14 protein-coding genes are annotated in these 16,450 nt (G+C 70.4%); 3 read left to right on the forward strand and 11 right to left on the reverse strand.

What is annotated here, in order from left to right; all coding sequences use genetic code 11:
• The first annotated feature begins 20 nt into the window (after positions 1 to 20).
• Entirely contained in the window at positions 21 to 1,433 is a 1,413-nt protein-coding gene (locus AMYBE_RS0111940) for a carboxylesterase/lipase family protein (protein ID WP_020659608.1), read from the forward strand.
• Here the strand turns inward: AMYBE_RS0111940 and AMYBE_RS0111945 are convergent.
• From AMYBE_RS0111945 to AMYBE_RS0111995, 11 genes are all read right to left on the reverse strand, one after another.
• Entirely contained in the window at positions 1,391 to 2,470 is a 1,080-nt protein-coding gene (locus tag AMYBE_RS0111945; protein ID WP_020659609.1) for an MAB_1171c family putative transporter, read from the reverse strand. The genes AMYBE_RS0111940 and AMYBE_RS0111945 overlap by 43 nt on opposite strands.
• Complete coding sequence (locus AMYBE_RS0111950) at positions 2,463 to 2,933, reverse strand: hypothetical protein (protein ID WP_020659610.1); 471 nt, start codon at positions 2,931 to 2,933, stop codon at positions 2,463 to 2,465. The genes AMYBE_RS0111945 and AMYBE_RS0111950 overlap by 8 nt, the downstream gene beginning before the upstream one ends.
• Positions 2,930 to 3,355: a helix-turn-helix domain-containing protein gene (locus tag AMYBE_RS0111955; protein ID WP_020659611.1), complete on the reverse strand. Its 426-nt coding sequence runs from the start codon at positions 3,353 to 3,355 to the stop codon at positions 2,930 to 2,932. The genes AMYBE_RS0111950 and AMYBE_RS0111955 overlap by 4 nt, the downstream gene beginning before the upstream one ends.
• Before the next feature lie 205 nt (positions 3,356 to 3,560).
• Positions 3,561 to 4,271, reverse strand: a complete 711-nt coding sequence (locus tag AMYBE_RS0111960; RefSeq protein ID WP_020659612.1) for a TetR/AcrR family transcriptional regulator — start codon at positions 4,269 to 4,271, stop codon at positions 3,561 to 3,563.
• Complete coding sequence (locus AMYBE_RS0111965; protein WP_020659613.1) at positions 4,268 to 5,515, reverse strand: MFS transporter; 1,248 nt, start codon at positions 5,513 to 5,515, stop codon at positions 4,268 to 4,270. The genes AMYBE_RS0111960 and AMYBE_RS0111965 overlap by 4 nt, the downstream gene beginning before the upstream one ends.
• 51 nt (positions 5,516 to 5,566) lie before the next feature.
• A complete protein-coding gene (locus AMYBE_RS0111970; RefSeq protein ID WP_020659614.1) occupies positions 5,567 to 6,805 on the reverse strand; it encodes a hypothetical protein in 1,239 nt (412 codons plus the stop codon).
• Positions 6,802 to 7,050, reverse strand: coding sequence for a hypothetical protein (locus tag AMYBE_RS0111975; protein ID WP_020659615.1), 249 nt, complete (start codon positions 7,048 to 7,050; stop codon positions 6,802 to 6,804). The genes AMYBE_RS0111970 and AMYBE_RS0111975 overlap by 4 nt, the downstream gene beginning before the upstream one ends.
• Positions 7,047 to 7,697, reverse strand: a complete 651-nt coding sequence (locus tag AMYBE_RS0111980) for a VOC family protein (RefSeq protein WP_020659616.1) — start codon at positions 7,695 to 7,697, stop codon at positions 7,047 to 7,049. The genes AMYBE_RS0111975 and AMYBE_RS0111980 overlap by 4 nt, the downstream gene beginning before the upstream one ends.
• 93 nt (positions 7,698 to 7,790) lie before the next feature.
• On the reverse strand, positions 7,791 to 8,531 hold the full coding sequence (locus AMYBE_RS0111985; protein WP_020659617.1) for a maleate cis-trans isomerase family protein: 741 nt from the start codon (positions 8,529 to 8,531) through the stop codon (positions 7,791 to 7,793).
• Positions 8,528 to 10,207 carry a (2,3-dihydroxybenzoyl)adenylate synthase gene (locus tag AMYBE_RS0111990; protein ID WP_020659618.1) on the reverse strand — a complete coding sequence of 560 codons (1,680 nt, stop codon included), beginning with the start codon at positions 10,205 to 10,207 and terminating at the stop codon, positions 8,528 to 8,530. The genes AMYBE_RS0111985 and AMYBE_RS0111990 overlap by 4 nt, the downstream gene beginning before the upstream one ends.
• Before the next feature lie 25 nt (positions 10,208 to 10,232).
• The gene (locus AMYBE_RS0111995) at positions 10,233 to 11,753 is read right to left on the reverse strand and encodes an FAD-dependent monooxygenase (RefSeq protein ID WP_020659619.1); all 1,521 of its coding nucleotides are present in this window, start codon (positions 11,751 to 11,753) and stop codon (positions 10,233 to 10,235) included.
• 196 nt (positions 11,754 to 11,949) lie between these two features.
• Here AMYBE_RS0111995 and AMYBE_RS0112000 point away from each other — a divergent pair, with 196 nt between their 5' ends.
• The gene (locus AMYBE_RS0112000; protein WP_020659620.1) at positions 11,950 to 14,070 is read left to right on the forward strand and encodes a hydantoinase/oxoprolinase family protein; all 2,121 of its coding nucleotides are present in this window, start codon (positions 11,950 to 11,952) and stop codon (positions 14,068 to 14,070) included.
• Positions 14,067 to 16,382: a hydantoinase B/oxoprolinase family protein gene (locus AMYBE_RS0112005; protein ID WP_020659621.1), complete on the forward strand. Its 2,316-nt coding sequence runs from the start codon at positions 14,067 to 14,069 to the stop codon at positions 16,380 to 16,382. The genes AMYBE_RS0112000 and AMYBE_RS0112005 overlap by 4 nt, the downstream gene beginning before the upstream one ends.
• The last annotated feature ends 68 nt before the right edge of the window (positions 16,383 to 16,450 follow it).

The following is a 16,450-nucleotide window of genomic DNA, read 5'->3' on the forward strand; positions in this document are numbered from 1 at the left end:
GACACCGGAAGGAAGCGCCGATGACGAACCGCCCGCTCGTGGAGACCGAATCGGGGGCTGTCCGGGGCATCGTGGAGGACGGGGTCGCCGCGTTCCGGGGCATCCCGTACGCCGCGTCCCCAACGGCTGAACTGCGATTCGCCGCTCCTCAGCCGCACCCCAAGTGGTCCGGCCCGCGCGATGCCTCCCGGCCCGGCCCGTCCGTCCCGCAGAGCGCATCGCGGTTGGAGGCAGTCATGGGACCGCGGACCCCGGACTCGGCCGAGGAGAACTCGCTGACTGTCAACGTGTGGACGCCGCACCTGCCCAGCGCGCGGCCGCTGCCGGTGCTCGTGTGGTTCCACGGCGGCGGATTCACCAGCGGCTCCGGCGGCTGGGACTGGTACGACGGCCGGAACCTCGCCGCGGCCGCGGAGATCGTCGTCGTCACCGCCAACTACCGGCTCGGACCGCTGGGTTTCCTGCATCTGCCGGAGCTGGGCGTCGACAACCTCGGTGTGCAGGACCAGGTCGCGGTCGTGGAATGGGTTGCGCGCAACATCGCCGGCTTCGGCGGGGATCCGGAGTCGGTTACCGTCGGCGGCCAGTCCGCCGGTGCGTTCTCCGCCGCGTATCTCGCCGCCGCACCGGCCACCGGCACGCGGATCCGGCGAGTCATCGCCCAGAGCGGCCCGTTCGGGCTGGCCCCACAGGACCCCGGCGACGCCGCCGAGCACTCACGCCGCTTCCTCGAAATCCTTGGCCTGACCGGCAGTCTGGACCTTCTCGCCGGACTGCGCACCGTCCCGGTGCAGCGGCTGCTGACCGCCTACGGACAGCTCGCCGGCGAACTGGCGCGACCAGGCAACGTGGCCCCGCCGCTCTACCCCGTTCTCGGCGGAGCTGGCATTCCGATGTCCTGGCAGGAAGCGCTGGCCGCCGGTCGGCTGAACGGTAAAGGCTGGCTCACCGGTACCACGCGGGACGAAATGACCGCCTTCTTCGCTTTCGACCCGCGAGTAAAGGCGATCACCGCCGAGCAAGCCCGCCAGCTGGTGACCGACGGACGGTACGCCGACGCCGCCGCTCGGATGCCGGGAGCCGCACCCAGCGAGGTGCTGACCGTGGTGGAGACGGGCTCGCTCTTCCGCGAGGGCACCCTCGCCATCGCCGGGCAGCTCGCATCCGCCTATGTCTACCAATTCGACTACCAGCCGACGCCTGACCCTTCGCGGCTCGGCTCAGCCCATTGCGCGGAACTGCCGTTCTTCTTCGACACCCTCGACGCCTACCCGGACAGCCCGATGCTCGGCACGCCGACCGCGCACGCCCGCGACCTCGCCGCGACGTTCTCGCGCGCGGTTGCCGGGTTCGTCGCGACCGGGAAGCCCGCCGACGCCCGATGGCAGCCCTACGAATCCGGCGACTCGGCGACAGTGCGGCATTTCGCCTGACGGGAGAATCCGCCGACGGACGCCATCTCTTCCGCGACCTCGCACAGGAACGCGGTGTCGCTCGCCAGGTCCGGTCCGCCGGCGACCGGTTCGGTCCGGGCCGGTTCGACTCCCCCGGCGCGAGCCTCGATCGCGGCGGCGATGACCGCGGCCTCGACCTCCGCCGGGCCGGCCGCCCGTTCCCGGGCCGCTCCCGCGACGTCCGCGTCCCGATACGGCTGCAGGTCGAGCAGCCCGTCCCGGATCTCGATCACCCGCCGGTACACCCGCAGCCGCATGTTCCACCAGCCGACGCGTGGATTCAGCGCGATCGAGGGTTCGGCGGCCGCCAGCAGCTGCCAGAGCGGACGCAACTGGGTGTACTGGCGATAGCGCCGCCGCCACGCGGCCACCGCTGGGATCGCGGCGCCGAGCAGCACCAAGGCGTGCGCCGCATTGGGCGCCACCGCGCTCACCCAGAACTGGTACCCGAGCCGGTACTGGTAATCGAACCGGCCCGCGCCGACCCGGACGACGCGGTTCACCAGGTAGACCAGCGCCAGCGCCGTGCCGCTCACGATCAGGTGCAGGCCCACGCGCAACGCACGGTCCGAGGTGGCACGGGCGAAGCGGAGGCCGAGCCGGATGACGTTGCCGAACGCGGGCGTCAGCGTCAGCAGGTAGGCGACCCAGTACTCGAACACCCACGGCGACTGCGGCAGCAGGTTCGGCTTCAGCGCGAACAGCACGCACATCACCGCGAACATGCCCGCCGTCCACCACTTGCTCCAGCGGCTCCGGCGCAGGCCGTTGAGATGTGCCAGGAAGTCGTGCGCCGACCACGCGACGAGCACCATGCCGGCGTGTCCGAGCAGCCGCACGAAGTCGTGCTCCCCGGTCACCGCCGCCACTGCCGACTGCCCGGCCGGGGTCAGCACGGTCAGCGACACCGCGAGCCCCAGCCACAACCGGCGGATCGCGTCGTCCTGGCTGCGCCAGACGAGCACCAGCAGCCACGCCGCGACCGGCGGCAGGTAGCGGATCAGCAGCTCACCCATGCAAACCGTCGAAGGCGGAGCGAAGCCGGTCGGCCAGCGTCGTGCCGGTGTGGACGCGCTGGCGGATCAGCGTGGCCAGCATCTCCGCTTCGCGCTCCTCTTCGGTGGAGTACCCGGCCCGTCCCAGCACCCGGCGCACCAGCGCGGGAGAGAGGCTCGGCAGCAGGTCTTCGGCGTGCGCGGCGAGATCCGCGGACACCGGATAGTGGTCGCACAGCACATGGCTCAGCTCGTGCAGGACGATGTGCTCCTGATGGGCCGGGGTGGTGTCCTTTTCGTAGAACACGAGGTCGGCCGCCTCGGTGGCGATCCAGAGTCCGCACACCCCGGTGAGTCCCGCGCTCGGCAGGAGACGGATCGGGCGGCCGCGCCGTGCCGCGATCCTCTCGGCGAAGGCCCCGACCTCGAACGGCACCGGGACGTCCAGGCCGCGCAACAGCTTTCGCAGGCGGCGCGGGTTCACGACTGGCCGTCCGCCTGCGGCAGTCCTTCGAGCTCGCGCACGCGCTCGACCATGTCGGCGATGGTGGCGAGGCTCTTCTCCGACAGTCCCCGGGCGCGCAGCGCGAGCTGCCGCACCGGAGCGTCCCGCAATGCGTTGAGCAGCACCAGTTCCGCGTCGATCCGGGCTGCTTCGGCGTCGTCGAAGAAGTACGCGGGCGGAACGCCGAAGAACCCTGCCAGCGCCTCCACGTGCCGCTTCGTCGGGTTGTCCCGCACGCCCTTGCGCAGCTGCCAGAGGTAGGTGGCCGAGATCGTCGGCCCGCCCTTGCCCCGGATCGCCTCGGCGACCTCCTCGAAGGTGTACTCGCTGCCGTCGTCCGCCCGCACCGTGCGGAACAGATGGTCGACCCGCGCGGCCAGCACCCCTTCGGCTTCGGACATGGGCGACATCCTACCGCCGGCCGTCAGCTGCGGTGGCATGCGCACCGGCCAGCTCGTCCATGCCAGTTGACAACGGCCGTACATCTCAGTTTACTTTGGACGGCAGCTCATCAACTGAGGTGTCGGGGGAGGACGCAGGGGGCCGGCGGGCGACCGCCGGCCCCCTGCGTAATACCCAGCCTGAGCCCGCAATGGAGTCGCGCCGCTAACGGTCGAGAATCCGCTCCAGGCGATCGATGTCCTGGCGCAGAAGTTTCAGTGCCGCGGCGGGGCTTTCGTCCTCGACGGCGCGGTGCTCGGACCGTTGCAGGGCGCCGACGGCCATGTCGGCGAGCTGCTCGGTCACCCCGGCCGCGGAATCGCGGCCGCCGGGGGCGAACCACCAGGCGACCCAGTTGCACATGCCGAGCACGCCCAGCGCCGCGACGCGCGCGTCGACCGGCCGGAACTGACCGCCGCGCACCCCGCCTTCGATCACGCCGGCGATGGTCTTCAAGACTGCCCGGCGGCCCTGGTCGTAGGCGTCGGACAGTTCTTCCGGCAGTTCGGCTTCCGAGCGGACCAGCAACCGGAACCGTTCCGGCTGCGACGCCCGGCGCCCGACCAGCACCTCGACGATCCCGCGCAGGGTGGCGAGCGGGTCGAGCCCGCGGGCGGCGAGTTCCTTCAACTCGTCCAGCGGGCCGCTGGTCACCTCGGTGACCAGCTTCGCGAGCAGCTCGTCCTTGCTCTTGACGTAGTAGTAGAGCGCGGGACGGGTCATCCCCATCGCGTCCGCGACATCCTGCAGGCTGGTCCCGGCGAAGCCGCGCTCGGCGAACAGCCTGGTGGCGTGCTCGTACAGCTCGTTCTCGACCAGTTCCCGGCGCGCCGTGCTCGCCGTGCTGCGTTTGCGTCCGGACCCGTTGCCGCTCATGAGCTGATCGTAAGGCCCGGCTGCTCCGGGACCGTCGAAGCGGCCGCTCGCGCGCGCGGCACGAGCACGACCAGCACCGCACCAGCAAGGGCCGGGATCGCGAACCCGTAGAAGAGCATCGCGGTGGGCAGGTGCGCGGAGAGCAGTGCGCCGCCGTAGAGCGGCCCGAGGATTCCGCCCAGCCGGCCGACCGACAGCGTCAGCCCGACCGCGGTGGCGCGCGTGTGCACCGGGTACCGGCTCGCCACGAACACGTTGATCAGAATCTGCGTGCCCACGGTACCGACTCCGGCCAGGACCACGGCGACGTAGAGGACCATGGTCGGCAAGGGGTAGCTCAGCACCGAGATGCCCACGACGGCGAGCAGGAACGACCCCGCGATCGCGCGCTGCGATCCGATGCGGTCGGCGAGGCGGCCCACGAGCAGCGGGCCGACCGCGGTGCCGAGGTTGAGCACGATCAGGAAGCCCAGCGCGGAGCCCAGCTGGTAGCCCGCGGACCGCATCAGCTGCGGCAGCCAGGTGTACAGGCCGAAGAGCACCAGGAGCGACGCGAAGGTGGTCAGGCAGAACAGCACGGTGGCGACCAAGTGCGCCCGCGCGAACAACACGGCGAACCGGGGCTTGGCCGGCTCCTGCTGACCCGCGAGGAAGACCCGTGATTCGGGCAGCGAGCGAAACGCCACCGGGAGCACCGCCAGCGCGCCCAGGCCGCCGATCAGGTACTCGGCTCGGAAACCGAATCCAGGGACTGCGGTCGCCGCCACGATCGCGGCGAGGGCACCGCCGAGCCCGACACCGGCGAACGCCAGCGCGGTGTTCAGATTGCGCCGCCCCTGCGGCGAATATTCGTAGACCAGCGCGGCGATCGAAGGCAGGACGCCGCCGACGCCGAGCCCGACCAGGACCCGGCCGATCGCGAACAACGGAACGCTCGGCACCGCCGCGCACAGCAGCATCGCCGCCGAGAACAGCGCGACGCTGGCCAGCACGAGCCGACGCCGGCCGACGAGATCGGTCAGGACGCCGACAAGCAGGGCGCCGGCGAGCATCCCGATCGGGGTGAGAGTTCCGAGCAGGCTCGCCTGCCCGATGCCGAGGTGCCAGGTTCGGTCGGCGAGCATCGCCGGCAACGCCGCGCCGTAGGCGATGACGTCGTAGCCTTCCAGGGTCATGCAGGCGAGGCAGAGCAGCAGCACGCTCGCGGGGGTGCGGGTCGGCGGCGGGGACGAGGGCATGGACATGGCGGCGTTGCCTTTCCAGTGGTCCGCAATGGACAGTCGAGCCGGGTTGGGTCAAGCGAGTTCGTAGCGTTTGGCCAGCCAGCTGACGATTTCGGCGGCCGCCAGCTCGTTGCCGGTGGGCTCGCCGTCGCCGATCGGCCCGCCGAAGTGCAGACCGCGCACCGCGACCGCGGTGAGGTCGTCAGCACCGAGCGCGCTGATCATCGCGCGGGAATCGGCGGGGAACGCGGCCTGATCGCCAGTGACTTCGACGAACAGCGTCGGAGCCGCGACTCGCGGCGCGCAGCGGACGAAGTCGGCGTTGGAGCTCAGCCCGGACCAGGTGGACAGCCAGGCTTCGGGCGTGGTGACCCGGCCGAAGCCGACCTGTCCGTAGTTGATGAGGTCGGGCCGCTTGCCGAACAGCGACCCGTACGGGCGCTCGCTCGGGTCGAGGGCAAGGTCGACGGTCCGAGGATCGGCGTCGGTGCGGTACACCGCCATGATCCGCGGTGCCAGCGAACGACGGCGGTCGACCGCGTCGCGGCTCTTTGTGAAGGATGCGCGGGATTCTCCGGCGCGAGCCAGGTGTTCCCGGGCGACCGCGTCGATCCTCGCGACCCGATCGCGCTGCGCCGCGCGATAGCGGGCCAGGAACTCGGGCGAGTACGAGGAACTCGCGGGCGGCTCCGCGAACCCGTTGGCCGGGCTGAACGGGTCGAGGTCCGGTACCACCGAGAGCGGATCGCGCTCGTCGGCGACGGACGGGTCGATGCAGGCGAGCAGGAGCTTGCCCTGGCCGGGATGCGGCGCGAGGAAGATCGCGCCGTCAGGCAGCGGCATCTCCGTTTCGGGGAGGGGGACCGGGCGGCCGCCGGGGGCGAGCGCGATCCGCTCGGCGGCGGGCAGCCCGGCTTGCTCGTGGTAGAAGGCGTAGAGAGTTCCGCCACCGGAGTGTCCGAGCGTGACGATCGCCCGGAAATCCCGCTCCCGCAAGAACATCATCCCGGCGGCGACGTCCAGCAGCGCCTGTTCGTGCACCAGGGCGAGGTCGTTGTTGACCGACCGGGTGTGCTGAGTCCAGACCGCGGCCCCTGCCCGCAGCAGCAGCGGCACGAGCGGATGGTGCGTGAGGTCCTGGCGAGGGTGCATCAAGCAGACCACCGTGGTCGCCCCCGGCACCGTGGACAGTGCGCCGCGCACCGTCGAACCGTCCTCGGTGGACAGTTCGTGCAAGGTCGTGAGCGAGTTGTCCGGACGCTGCCCGGCCGCGAGGTACCGGCCCGCGCCCAGGCGTTCGACGCCCGTCATATCCGCTCCACGCGCAGCGCGTTCTTGTCGTGCTGGGTGATCTGGCTGCCGCGGGAAACCCCGGCGATGGCGCTGTACCAGACCGCGTGCCGGCAGCCGGTCGCCCGCCGGTCGACCACAATCGGGCCCTCCGCGCTCACCTCGAAGTACGGGCCGATCCGGTCGACGGTGACCGCCGGGTCCTCGGCGGCGACCTTCACGACCGGGGTGTTCTCCGGGACGTCGAGGACGTAGAGCTTGGTCACCGCCCGGCCTCCTGCGAGTTCCGGGCCAGCTCCCACTCGGCAGCGCGGTCCACGATCAGCTCCGCCTTGCGCGCCAGCAGCTTGCCGAACGTCGGCTCCGGCTCGGCCACGACGTCCAGCAGCGCGTCGATCGTCAGGCTCGCGTCGAGGTCTTCCTGCGGCGTCACCGGGCGCATCGCGCGGGTGATCTCGAACATGTAGCCGTTGGGGTCGTGGGTGTAGATCGACTCGATGGTCTCGTGCTGGACCTGCATCTCCACCGGCCAGTCGCTGACGTCCAGCCGGCGGCGGTACTCGAGCAGGTCCTCCTCGCTCTCGACGTGGATCGCCAGGTGCCGGGACCGCACGAAGAACTCCGGCACGTCCTCGCCGAAGCGCGCGTAGACGTCGCCCTTCGCGCCCGGCGCGCCGGCGATCTCGCGGTGCGCGCCGAAGTAGTAGAAGAACGCGATCCGGTCGCCGTTGCCGATGTCGAAGAAGAAGTGGATGAAGTCCGGGTGGTCCTCCGGGCCCCAGCCAGCCGCGCAGATCGAGTGCACGACCGGGAAGCCGAGCACATCCCGGTAGAAGCGCACCGTCGCCGCGGGGTCGAAGGTCGGGAACGCCACGTGGTCGACGCCCCGCACCCGATGGTCCAGCTCCGTCATGGCCAACCTCCTGGGTAGATCGAATCTCGTTGCAGGGCAACGCTACCGTTGCCTTGACGCGCACGTCAATAGTTTGACGTAGGCGACAACCACTCAGCGCGCCGCGGCCAGCAGGCTGCCCGCCCCGGGCAGCTCCGTGGCCAGGCCGAGGTGCCGCAGCAGCGTGAACGCGCCCGCGGTCGCCGCGGACAGGACCGGGACGCCGAACTCGGCCTCGGCCGGTCCGACCAGGTTCAGCGACGGCATCTGCACGCACGCGGAAATGACGAGCGCGTCCACGCCGTCAAGATTCAGCCCGCGCGCGGCCGCCATCACCCGCTCGCCTGGAATGCAGCCGACCTCGGCGTTGTCGCCCACTTCGAGCGCGGCCCAGTCCCGCACCTCCAGTCCCTCGGATTCGAGATACCCGACGACCTGTTCCGCCAGCGGCCGCAAATACGGCGTGACCAGGGCGATCCGGCGAGCGCCGAGCGCGGCGAGCCCCTCCACCAGCGCGCCCGCGCTGGAGAGCACCGCCGGATGTTGGCCGGCGTTCGCCAACTGCTTGACAACAGCGGCTTCGGTGCGCTGGTGCTCGCCCGGTCCCTGCGCCATGAGCGCGACCAGGCAGGCGTAGAGCAAGGCGTCCACACTCGCGTCCGCCAGCTCGTCGATGCACCGTTCGCGCTGCGCGTTCATCGCGCGCAGCTCTTCCGGCGACACCTGATGCATCCGCATCCGGCTGGAGTGGAAGGAGAACCGCGCTTCGGCATGCCGGCCGAGCAACGCCGGGACCTCCGTTTCCACCGTGACATTCGAGCTGGGGACGACGAGTCCGATGCGATGGACGGTCACAGTGTTCCTCCAGAGCTGAGTTCGGCGGCGACCTTTTCGGCGATTTCCGCGTGCAGCCGCTTCTTGTCCATTTTCCCGACGAGAGTGCGGGGCATTTCGGCGAGCAGTTCGACGCGTTCCGGCCATTTGAACTTCGCCACGTCCAAGCTGGCGAAGTGGCGCTGGACGTCGGCCAGCGCGAGCGGCTCGCCGCGCACGACCAGGTAGGCGCAGCTACGTTCACCGAGCCGCGGGTCCGGCATGGCGACGACTGCGGCGGCGGCGATACCGGGGTGGCGGAGCAGCAGCGACTCCACCTCCTCGGCGTTGATCTTCTCTCCCCCGCGGTTGATCAGGTCCTTGATCCGGCCTTCGATCGTCAGGTACCGCTCTCCCCCGATCTCCCGCAACGAGGCGAGATCGCCGGTTCGGTAGAACCCGTCGGAGGTGAAGGCGCGTGCATTGTGCTCCGCGGCATCGAAATATCCGCGAAGGGTGTACGGACCTCGGCAGCACAATTCGCCGACCTCTCCAGCGGGCAGTTCGTCCTCGGTCCCCGGGTCAAGGATCCGGACCTCGTCCATCTCGGACAGCGGCGTGCCGACTGTGTCCGCCCGAGCCTCGCGCGGCGCACCCGGCCGGGTCCTGGCGAAGAATCCCTCGCCCATTCCGAACAGCTGGCCCGACCAGAGTCCCCGGCGTTCCAGCTCGGCGAAGAGCACGGCCGGCACCTTCGTGCCGGAGAGCACGACCTGACTCGTCGATCGAGTCGCGGCCGCGAACTCCGGTCGCTCGACGGCCTTGAAATGGCCGTGGCCCAGGAGAACGTGTGTGGCCTGCTCCTCCGCCATCAGCGGCAAGGAGGTGTCCAGGTCCGCCGTGCCCAGTATCAGGCAGGCGCCAACGCTGTGCGGCCCGTGCACCGCGCACACGATCCCCGCGTTGTGAATGACTGGAATCAGGTGGGCGACCCGGGTTTCCGGCGTCCACCCCCACGAGCGCGCGTACTCAACCGCGTTGTACCAGTATTCGGCGTGCAACCGCGGGATCACCTTCGGCACCCCGGTAGTTCCGCCGGACAGCTGGAAGACCGCGACGTCGTCGGGTCCGATGCCGCGCTGGATCCCTTCGACGGTCGCCCGGGCCGCCCGCGGGCCGATCCCGTCGCCGAGCGATTCGACCGCAATCCCGGCACTGTCCGAGTCTCCGCCCAAGACCAGCACGTGCGTCAAGGTCGGGTGGTCTCGCCGCTGTTCCACCGCGAACCCGACCAGATCGAACCTGCGGGCACCTGCCTCCACCAGGTGCGCCACCGCGCCCACGCGCCGGCTGATCTCGCCGATCTCGTGCCCGCGGTGCGCGGCCAGCGTGCACACCGGCACCAGCCCGGCTTTCAGCACGCCGTACCAGGCGACGATCGCGCCCAGCCGGTTCGTGACCTGGAACAGCACCGGGTCGCCGGGCACCAGGCCGAGTCCGGCAAGACCGGCGGCGAGGCGATCGGTGCGCTCGTCGAGTTCGGCGTAGCTGAGCCGCCCGTCGAGCGCGACCACCGCGTCCCGGTCCGGATGGGCGAGCGCCACCGCGTGCAGTTCGTCCGCGATGGTCCGCTCTCCCCATAATCCGGCCGACCGGTAGCGGCGGGCCGCGTCCTCGGGGTAGGCCACGACCCGGTCGCCCCACCGGCTGCTGTTCATGCCACCTCCTGGTAAAGACATCGGCTCAGCCGGTGAACGAGACAAGGTCGCAGCGGCCGCTGAGCAGACCGGCCGCGAGATCGGCGCGCAGGCTCTCCGGACCGTCCACAATGACCAGTCCGCCCACCTCCGTACGCACTCGCTCGGCCAGGTCCAGCCGCGTCAGCACGTCCGGCCGGGCGGCGGGGCCGCGGAACCGGAAGACGTCCGCGCCGCTTCGCCGCGCCTGCGCGACGACCGCGTCCCCCGCCTCGTTCCACGGATCGGCCACGGCCGCGTCGAAGACGGTGATCGCGAGCTCGTCGGGCACGGTCGCGACCACCCGCCGACTGAACTCGGTTCCCCGGTGCCGCAACGGTTGTTGCAGCACCCAGCCGACCGGATCGGCGGTCGGCGGCGGTGCGGACGCGTAGTGCGCCGACGCCGCGGCGACCACGTCCGGGCTGCTGTCCGCGAAGCGGTCCAGCGGAACGTTCCCGGCTCTGGTCATGTAAGCGACCATGAGCTGTTCGACCGGAATGTCAAGCCGGGACGGAAAGGACTCCCACCACAGCCGGCTGCGCCGCGCTAGCTCCTGCAGCCGCTCGACAGCAGGCCGGCGCACCGTCTCGTACCGCGAGAAGGCCGCCTCCGCGTCCGGTTCCTCGCGCAGAGCTTCGACCAGGCCGATCGCGTCTTCCATGGCGAGCTTGGTGCCCGATCCGATGGAGAAGTGCGCGGTGTGCGCGGCATCGCCGAGCAGGACCGTGCGCCCGTCCGACCAGCGGTCGCAGCGCACGGTGCGAAACCGCGTCCAGCGGGTCCGGTTGCCGATCAGCGAACTCCCGCGCAGCTGCTCGGCGAACACGTCCTGCAGCCAGTTCAGCGAAACCGCGTCTGATGCGTCCGGTGGAGTCGCTTCGGTCGACCGGTCGAAGCCAGCACGCTGCCAGGTCTCCTCGTCTGTCTCGATCAGGAAGGTGCTGCGGCCGCCTGCGTACGGGTACGCGTGCGTCACGAACACGCCGTGCTCGGTCTCGACCGGGGCGAACAACGCGTCCGGCAGCGCGAAATCCGCTCCGCACCAGAGGAACAGGCCGCGCCCGACGTCGACGCTCTCGCCGAACTCCCCCGCCCCCCGGGTGGCGCTGCTGATCCCGTCCGCGGCGATCACGAGGTCCGCGTCGAGCTCCGCGGCCGTGCGCCGCGCCCCGTACTCGATGCGCACGCCCGCCTTCTCGGCGTGCCGCTGCAGGATCGCGAGCAGCTCCGTCCGGGCGATGCCGATCAGCCGGTCGTTGCGGACCCGGACCTGCCGGCCGCTCACCGCCATCGTCATGTCGTGCCGGCATCCGGCGCCGAGGATGTCGTGGAGCGTGTCCGCGTCCGCCGCCTCCAGTTTGCGTTGCGTGCCCGCGGCCAGCCCGACCCCGAACCCGAATGTGGTGCCGGGTTCGCCCTGCTCGTGAACGACCACCTCACAGGACGGCTGGGCCAACTTCAGCAGACGTGCCGCGTAGAGGCCGCCGGGGCCTCCGCCGAGCACCGCGGCGCGGCGTACATGCATCCTGACCTCCCATTTCCCGGTTGGTTACGTCGCCGTAGACTATTCAACGTATTCGACAAAAGTCAACGGCCCGGACCCTTGACTTCAAACTCAAACGTTCAATAGTCTACGGCCCCGTAACCACTCGCGGAGCCTGGGCGTCTTGCCCTCTCGCCGGCTCCCCTGCGACCGTTTTCCGCGCAAAGGAGCGTGAGTCATGGCGTATGTCATCGGCGTGGACGTAGGCGGCACGTTCACCGATGCCGTCCTGGACGACGACGCGGGGACCGTTCTCGCGGCGAAGTCCCCGTCCACCCCGCCGGACTACTCCCGGGGCGTCCTGGACGTGCTGGAACTGCTGGCCGAGCAGCTGGACAAGACGCTGCCGGAGATGCTGGCCGAAACTCACCACATCGCGCACGGCACCACCTCGTCGCTCAACGCGCTGGTGATGGGCAACGTGCCGCCCGTCGGCTTCCTGACCACCAAGGGCCACCGCGACTCGATCTTCATCATGAACGTCGAGGGCCGCTACCTCGGCCGGTCTCCGCACGAGCTGCAGAACGTGCTGGACCAGGCCAAAAACCACACGCTGCTGCCGAAACGGCACGCACTGGAAGTCACCGAGCGGATCGATCGCGACGGCCGGATCGTCGTCGGGCTCGACGAGGACGAGGCGCGCGCCGCGATCGCCGCGCTGCTCGCCGACGGAGTCCGCGCGATCGCGGTCTCGCTGCTGTGGGCGTTCCGCAACCCGGTGCACGAGCGGCGGCTGCGGGAGCTGGTCGCCGAACAGGACCCGGGCGTCTTCGTGGCGGTGTCGTCGGAAGTGAGCCCGCGGATCCGGGAGTTCGCCCGCAACGCGACCACGATCATGAGCACGCAGATCGGCCCCGGCCTCCGCGATTACCTGACCACGCTGGAAAACCAGCTGCGAGACAACCGGCTGTCCGGGCCGCTGCTGGTGATGCAGAGCAACGGCGGCGCGGTCGCGGCGAAGGAAGCCCCGGCCACCGCGATCAGCACGGTCGGGTCCGTCCTGACCGGCGGCGCGGTCGGGTCGGTGGCGCTCGGCCGCCAGCTGGGCCACCGCAACATCATCTCCACCGACGTCGGCGGCACCACTTTCCTGGCCGGCCTGGTGGTCGACGGAGAACCGGTGCGCGACACGACCACGGTGATCAACCACCACCCGATCAACGTGCCCACTCTGCGGGTCGACGCGATCGGCTCGGGCGGCGGCGCGATCGCCTGGCTCGACGCGGGCGGCAACCTGCGGATCGGGCCGCGCAGCGCGCAGGCCGTCCCTGGTCCGGCCTGCTACGGCAACGGCGGCTCGGAACCGACCAACACCGACGCGAACCTCGTGCTCGGCATCCTGCCGGAAAAGGGACTCCTCGGCGGCCGCAAGCCGCTGTCGAAAGACCTGGCGCGGCAAGCGATCGACACCCAGATCGCCAAGCCGCTCGGCCTCTCGGTCGAGGAGGCCGCCGCGGCGATCTACGCCGTGCAGAACGCCCAGACCGGCGACCTGCTGCGCAAGACCGTCGTCGAAGCGGGACACGATCCGCGCGACTTCGTGCTGTACGCCTTCGGCGGAGCGGGCCCAGCGCACTGCGCCCGGTATGCCGCCGAGGTCGGGGTGGACGAGGTGGTGGTCCCGCTCGGACCGGTCGCCTCCGCGTTCTCCGCCTACGGCCTCGCATCGTCGGACATCGCGCTGTCCGCCGAACTGTCCGACCCCGCCGTCGTTCCGTTCGACCCGGCGCAAGCCGAGCGCAACTTCCGCGATCTGGAGAAGCAGGTCCGGGAAGGACTCGACCGCCAGGGCGTCCGGTTCGACACCGTCAAGTTGTACCGCGAGATCGACATGCGTTACTCGATGCAGCTCGCCGAAGTGACCACTCCGGTCCCCGGCGGCGCGCTGGACATGGCTGCCGTCGAAGCCTCGGCCGCCGCGTTCGAAGAGCGTTACGCGGCGTTGTACGGCAAAGACGCCGGCTTCCGCGAAGCAGGCATTCAGGCCATTACCTTCCGCGTCCGCGGCGTCGGCGTGCTGCCGTTCAACCCCGCGCTGCCGCCGGTTCCCTCCGCGAGCGCACCGGATCCCGCCGAAGCCGTGGCGGGCCGGCGGCCGGTCTGCCTCGACGCCGCGGCCGGCTACGTCGACACCCCGGTCTACGACTACCGCAAGCTGCGCGCCGGCCACCAGCTGACCGGCCCGGCGATCGTCGAGGTCCCGACCACGACCGTCGTCGTCCCGGGCGGCACCACCGCGACGGTGGACTCGCTCGGCAACCTGATCATCCGCCGCACCACCGCCGGGAGCGTCTCATGAGCATGCCCATCCTCGGTTCGGAGCAGTTCTCCAGCCGCCCCGTCGACCCGGACGCGCTGCGTCGTTCGCTGCCCTCGTCGCTGCCGACACACACCGTCACCCAGGAGCAGATCGACAACCTCGACCCGCTCACCTACGAGGTGGTGCGGCACCGGCTGTGGTCGGTCACCGACGAGATGGGCGAGGCGCTCAAGCGCATGTCCGGCTCGCCGATCGTCACCGACGCCAACGACTTCGACTTCGCGGTTTCCGACGAACTCGGCCAGGAAGTCCAAGTCGGCCTCTACAACACCATGCTGGTCGGCGCGGTCGACCTGGCGATCTACTGGACGCTGCGCAACCGGGCGGCCAATCCGGGCATCGCCGAAGGGGACATGTTCCTCACCAACGACCCGTGGGTCGGCGGCGGCCTGCACCAGAACGACGTGATGGTGTACCAGCCGGTGTTCCACAATGGACAGCTGTTCGCCTGGACCAGCGCGATCTGCCACGAACCGGACCTCGGCGGCGTCGGCCTCGGCTCGTTCTCGCCCGCCGCGCAAGACGTGTTCTCCGAATCGCTGCCCACCCCGCCGGTCAAGGTGGTCCGGGATTTCCAGCTGCAGAACGACATCGCCGACGTCTGGGTGCGCCGGTCGAGGGTGCCAATGCTGGTCGCGCTCGATCTGCGCGCCAAGATCGGCGCGAACAACGTCGGCCGCGAACGGCTGCACGCGCTCATCGAGCAGTACGGCGCGGACACTGTGAAGGCGGTGATGAAACGGATGATGAGCGACGCGGAAACGCGGCTGCGCGACAAGCTCGGCGCACTGCCGGACGGCAGCTGGAGCGCGACCGGCTACCAGGACCAGTCCCACGAGGGCGACCGCGGCCTGCACAAGATCACCGTCACCACCACGAAAACCGGCGACCACCTGAGCTTCGACTTCACCGGCACCGACCCGCAGTCCGGCGTGGTGAACTGCACCTACGCCGGGATGCGCGGCGGCGTGATGCTCGCCCTGCTGCCGATCCTGGCCGGTGACATCCCGTGGTCCGCGGGCGGGCTGATGCGCTGCTTCGACCTGGTCAGCGAGGAAGGGACGCTCAACAACGCGACCTACCCGGCCGCGGTCGGCCGCGGCCCGATCGGACCGGCCTGGCTCACTGGGAACCTGGTCGCCGAATGCCTGTCGCAGATGCTCGACCGGGATCTCGAACTAGGCAAGAACGTCCAGGCGACCTGTTGCGGCACCTGGGACACCGCGGTCATCGCCGGCCTCGACGAACGCGGTGAGCGGCCCGCCCCGTTCCTGAACATCGTCATGGAGCCGATGTCCGGCGGGTACGGCGCGCGCCCGCACGCCGACGGCATCGACACCGGCGGGCTGTTCTGCATCCCGATGGGCCGCATTCCGGACGTGGAGATGACCGAGTTCCTCTATCCGGTGCTGGCCCTGTGGCGGCGCGAGGTGCCGGACTCCGGCGGGCCTGGCCGGCACCGCGGCGGCGTCGGCGCGTCGATCGCGATCACCCCGCACGGCACCAGCGTCCCGATGGGGCTCGTGCTCGCGTCGAACGGCAAAGCGGTGTCGCAGAACGGCGGCCTCGCCGGCGGGCACCCGGGCAACACTGGGCTCGACGTCCTGGCCCGCAACAGCCGGGTCACCGAGTTGCTGGCCGCCGGCACCCTCCCCGCCGACCTGTCTGAACTCGGCGATTCTCTGGAGCCTGGGCAGAACTACGCGTCCAGCTACCTCGCGCCCGGAGAAGTGTTCGTGATGAGCTGGCAGGGCGGCGGCGGCTACGGGGACCCGTTGCGCCGTGCCCCGCAAGCCGTCGCGGACGATCTCCGGGAACAGAAGATCACCGAGGCCGCGGCGCGGGAGGTCTACGGCGTGGTGCTCGCGGACGCCTCGGTGGACGAGGCCGCGACTGCCGACGAGCGGGCGCGCCTGCGGGCGCAGCGGCAGGAACGGTCCCGGTTGCTGCGTGTGCCGGAGGGCCGAAAGGCCGACCCGGCGTCGGAGAAGCGCGTGGACGACAACCTGGTGGAGGCGGTCGACGGGACGCGGACGGTGGTCGCGTGCGGGCACTGCCACGAGATTCTCGGCGAGAAGGACGGCGACGAGAATCTCGCGGTAGCGGTCTATGAGGGTCCGGCCACGGACGCCGGCCCGCAGATCGTGGCGAACGCGGCGGACTACGTGGACCCGCCGGTCGTGTTCCGGCAGTACTGCTGCCCGTCGTGCTGGACGGCGCTCGGCTCGGCGGTGGTTCCGGCGGACCATCGGGACACGCTGAGCGGGCGCGGGCTGACGGCAGTCCGCTGAAGCGGGAGCTGGCCGGGGGACGGTGCTGTCCCCCGGCCAGTTTTGCCGGACGCGCCTAGAGTCGTAGT

The organism is Amycolatopsis benzoatilytica AK 16/65, from assembly GCF_000383915.1.
Taxonomy (GTDB): Bacteria; Actinomycetota; Actinomycetes; order Mycobacteriales; family Pseudonocardiaceae; genus Amycolatopsis; species Amycolatopsis benzoatilytica.

Excerpts from the sequence above, each read along its gene's own strand:
- AMYBE_RS0111940 (WP_020659608.1), top strand. The coding sequence starts at position 21 with ATGACGAACCGCCCGCTCGTGGAGACCGAATCGGGGGCTGTCCGGGGC.
- AMYBE_RS0111945 (WP_020659609.1), bottom strand. The coding sequence starts at position 2,470 with ATGGGTGAGCTGCTGATCCGCTACCTGCCGCCGGTCGCGGCGTGGCTG.
- AMYBE_RS0111955 (WP_020659611.1), bottom strand. The coding sequence starts at position 3,355 with ATGTCCGAAGCCGAAGGGGTGCTGGCCGCGCGGGTCGACCATCTGTTC.
- AMYBE_RS0111960 (WP_020659612.1), bottom strand. The coding sequence starts at position 4,271 with ATGAGCGGCAACGGGTCCGGACGCAAACGCAGCACGGCGAGCACGGCG.
- AMYBE_RS0111965 (WP_020659613.1), bottom strand. The coding sequence starts at position 5,515 with ATGTCCATGCCCTCGTCCCCGCCGCCGACCCGCACCCCCGCGAGCGTG.
- AMYBE_RS0111970 (WP_020659614.1), bottom strand. The coding sequence starts at position 6,805 with ATGACGGGCGTCGAACGCCTGGGCGCGGGCCGGTACCTCGCGGCCGGG.
- AMYBE_RS0111980 (WP_020659616.1), bottom strand. The coding sequence starts at position 7,697 with ATGACGGAGCTGGACCATCGGGTGCGGGGCGTCGACCACGTGGCGTTC.
- AMYBE_RS0111990 (WP_020659618.1), bottom strand. The coding sequence starts at position 10,207 with ATGAACAGCAGCCGGTGGGGCGACCGGGTCGTGGCCTACCCCGAGGAC.
- AMYBE_RS0111995 (WP_020659619.1), bottom strand. The coding sequence starts at position 11,753 with ATGCATGTACGCCGCGCCGCGGTGCTCGGCGGAGGCCCCGGCGGCCTC.
- AMYBE_RS0112000 (WP_020659620.1), top strand. The coding sequence starts at position 11,950 with ATGGCGTATGTCATCGGCGTGGACGTAGGCGGCACGTTCACCGATGCC.
- AMYBE_RS0112005 (WP_020659621.1), top strand. The coding sequence starts at position 14,067 with ATGAGCATGCCCATCCTCGGTTCGGAGCAGTTCTCCAGCCGCCCCGTC.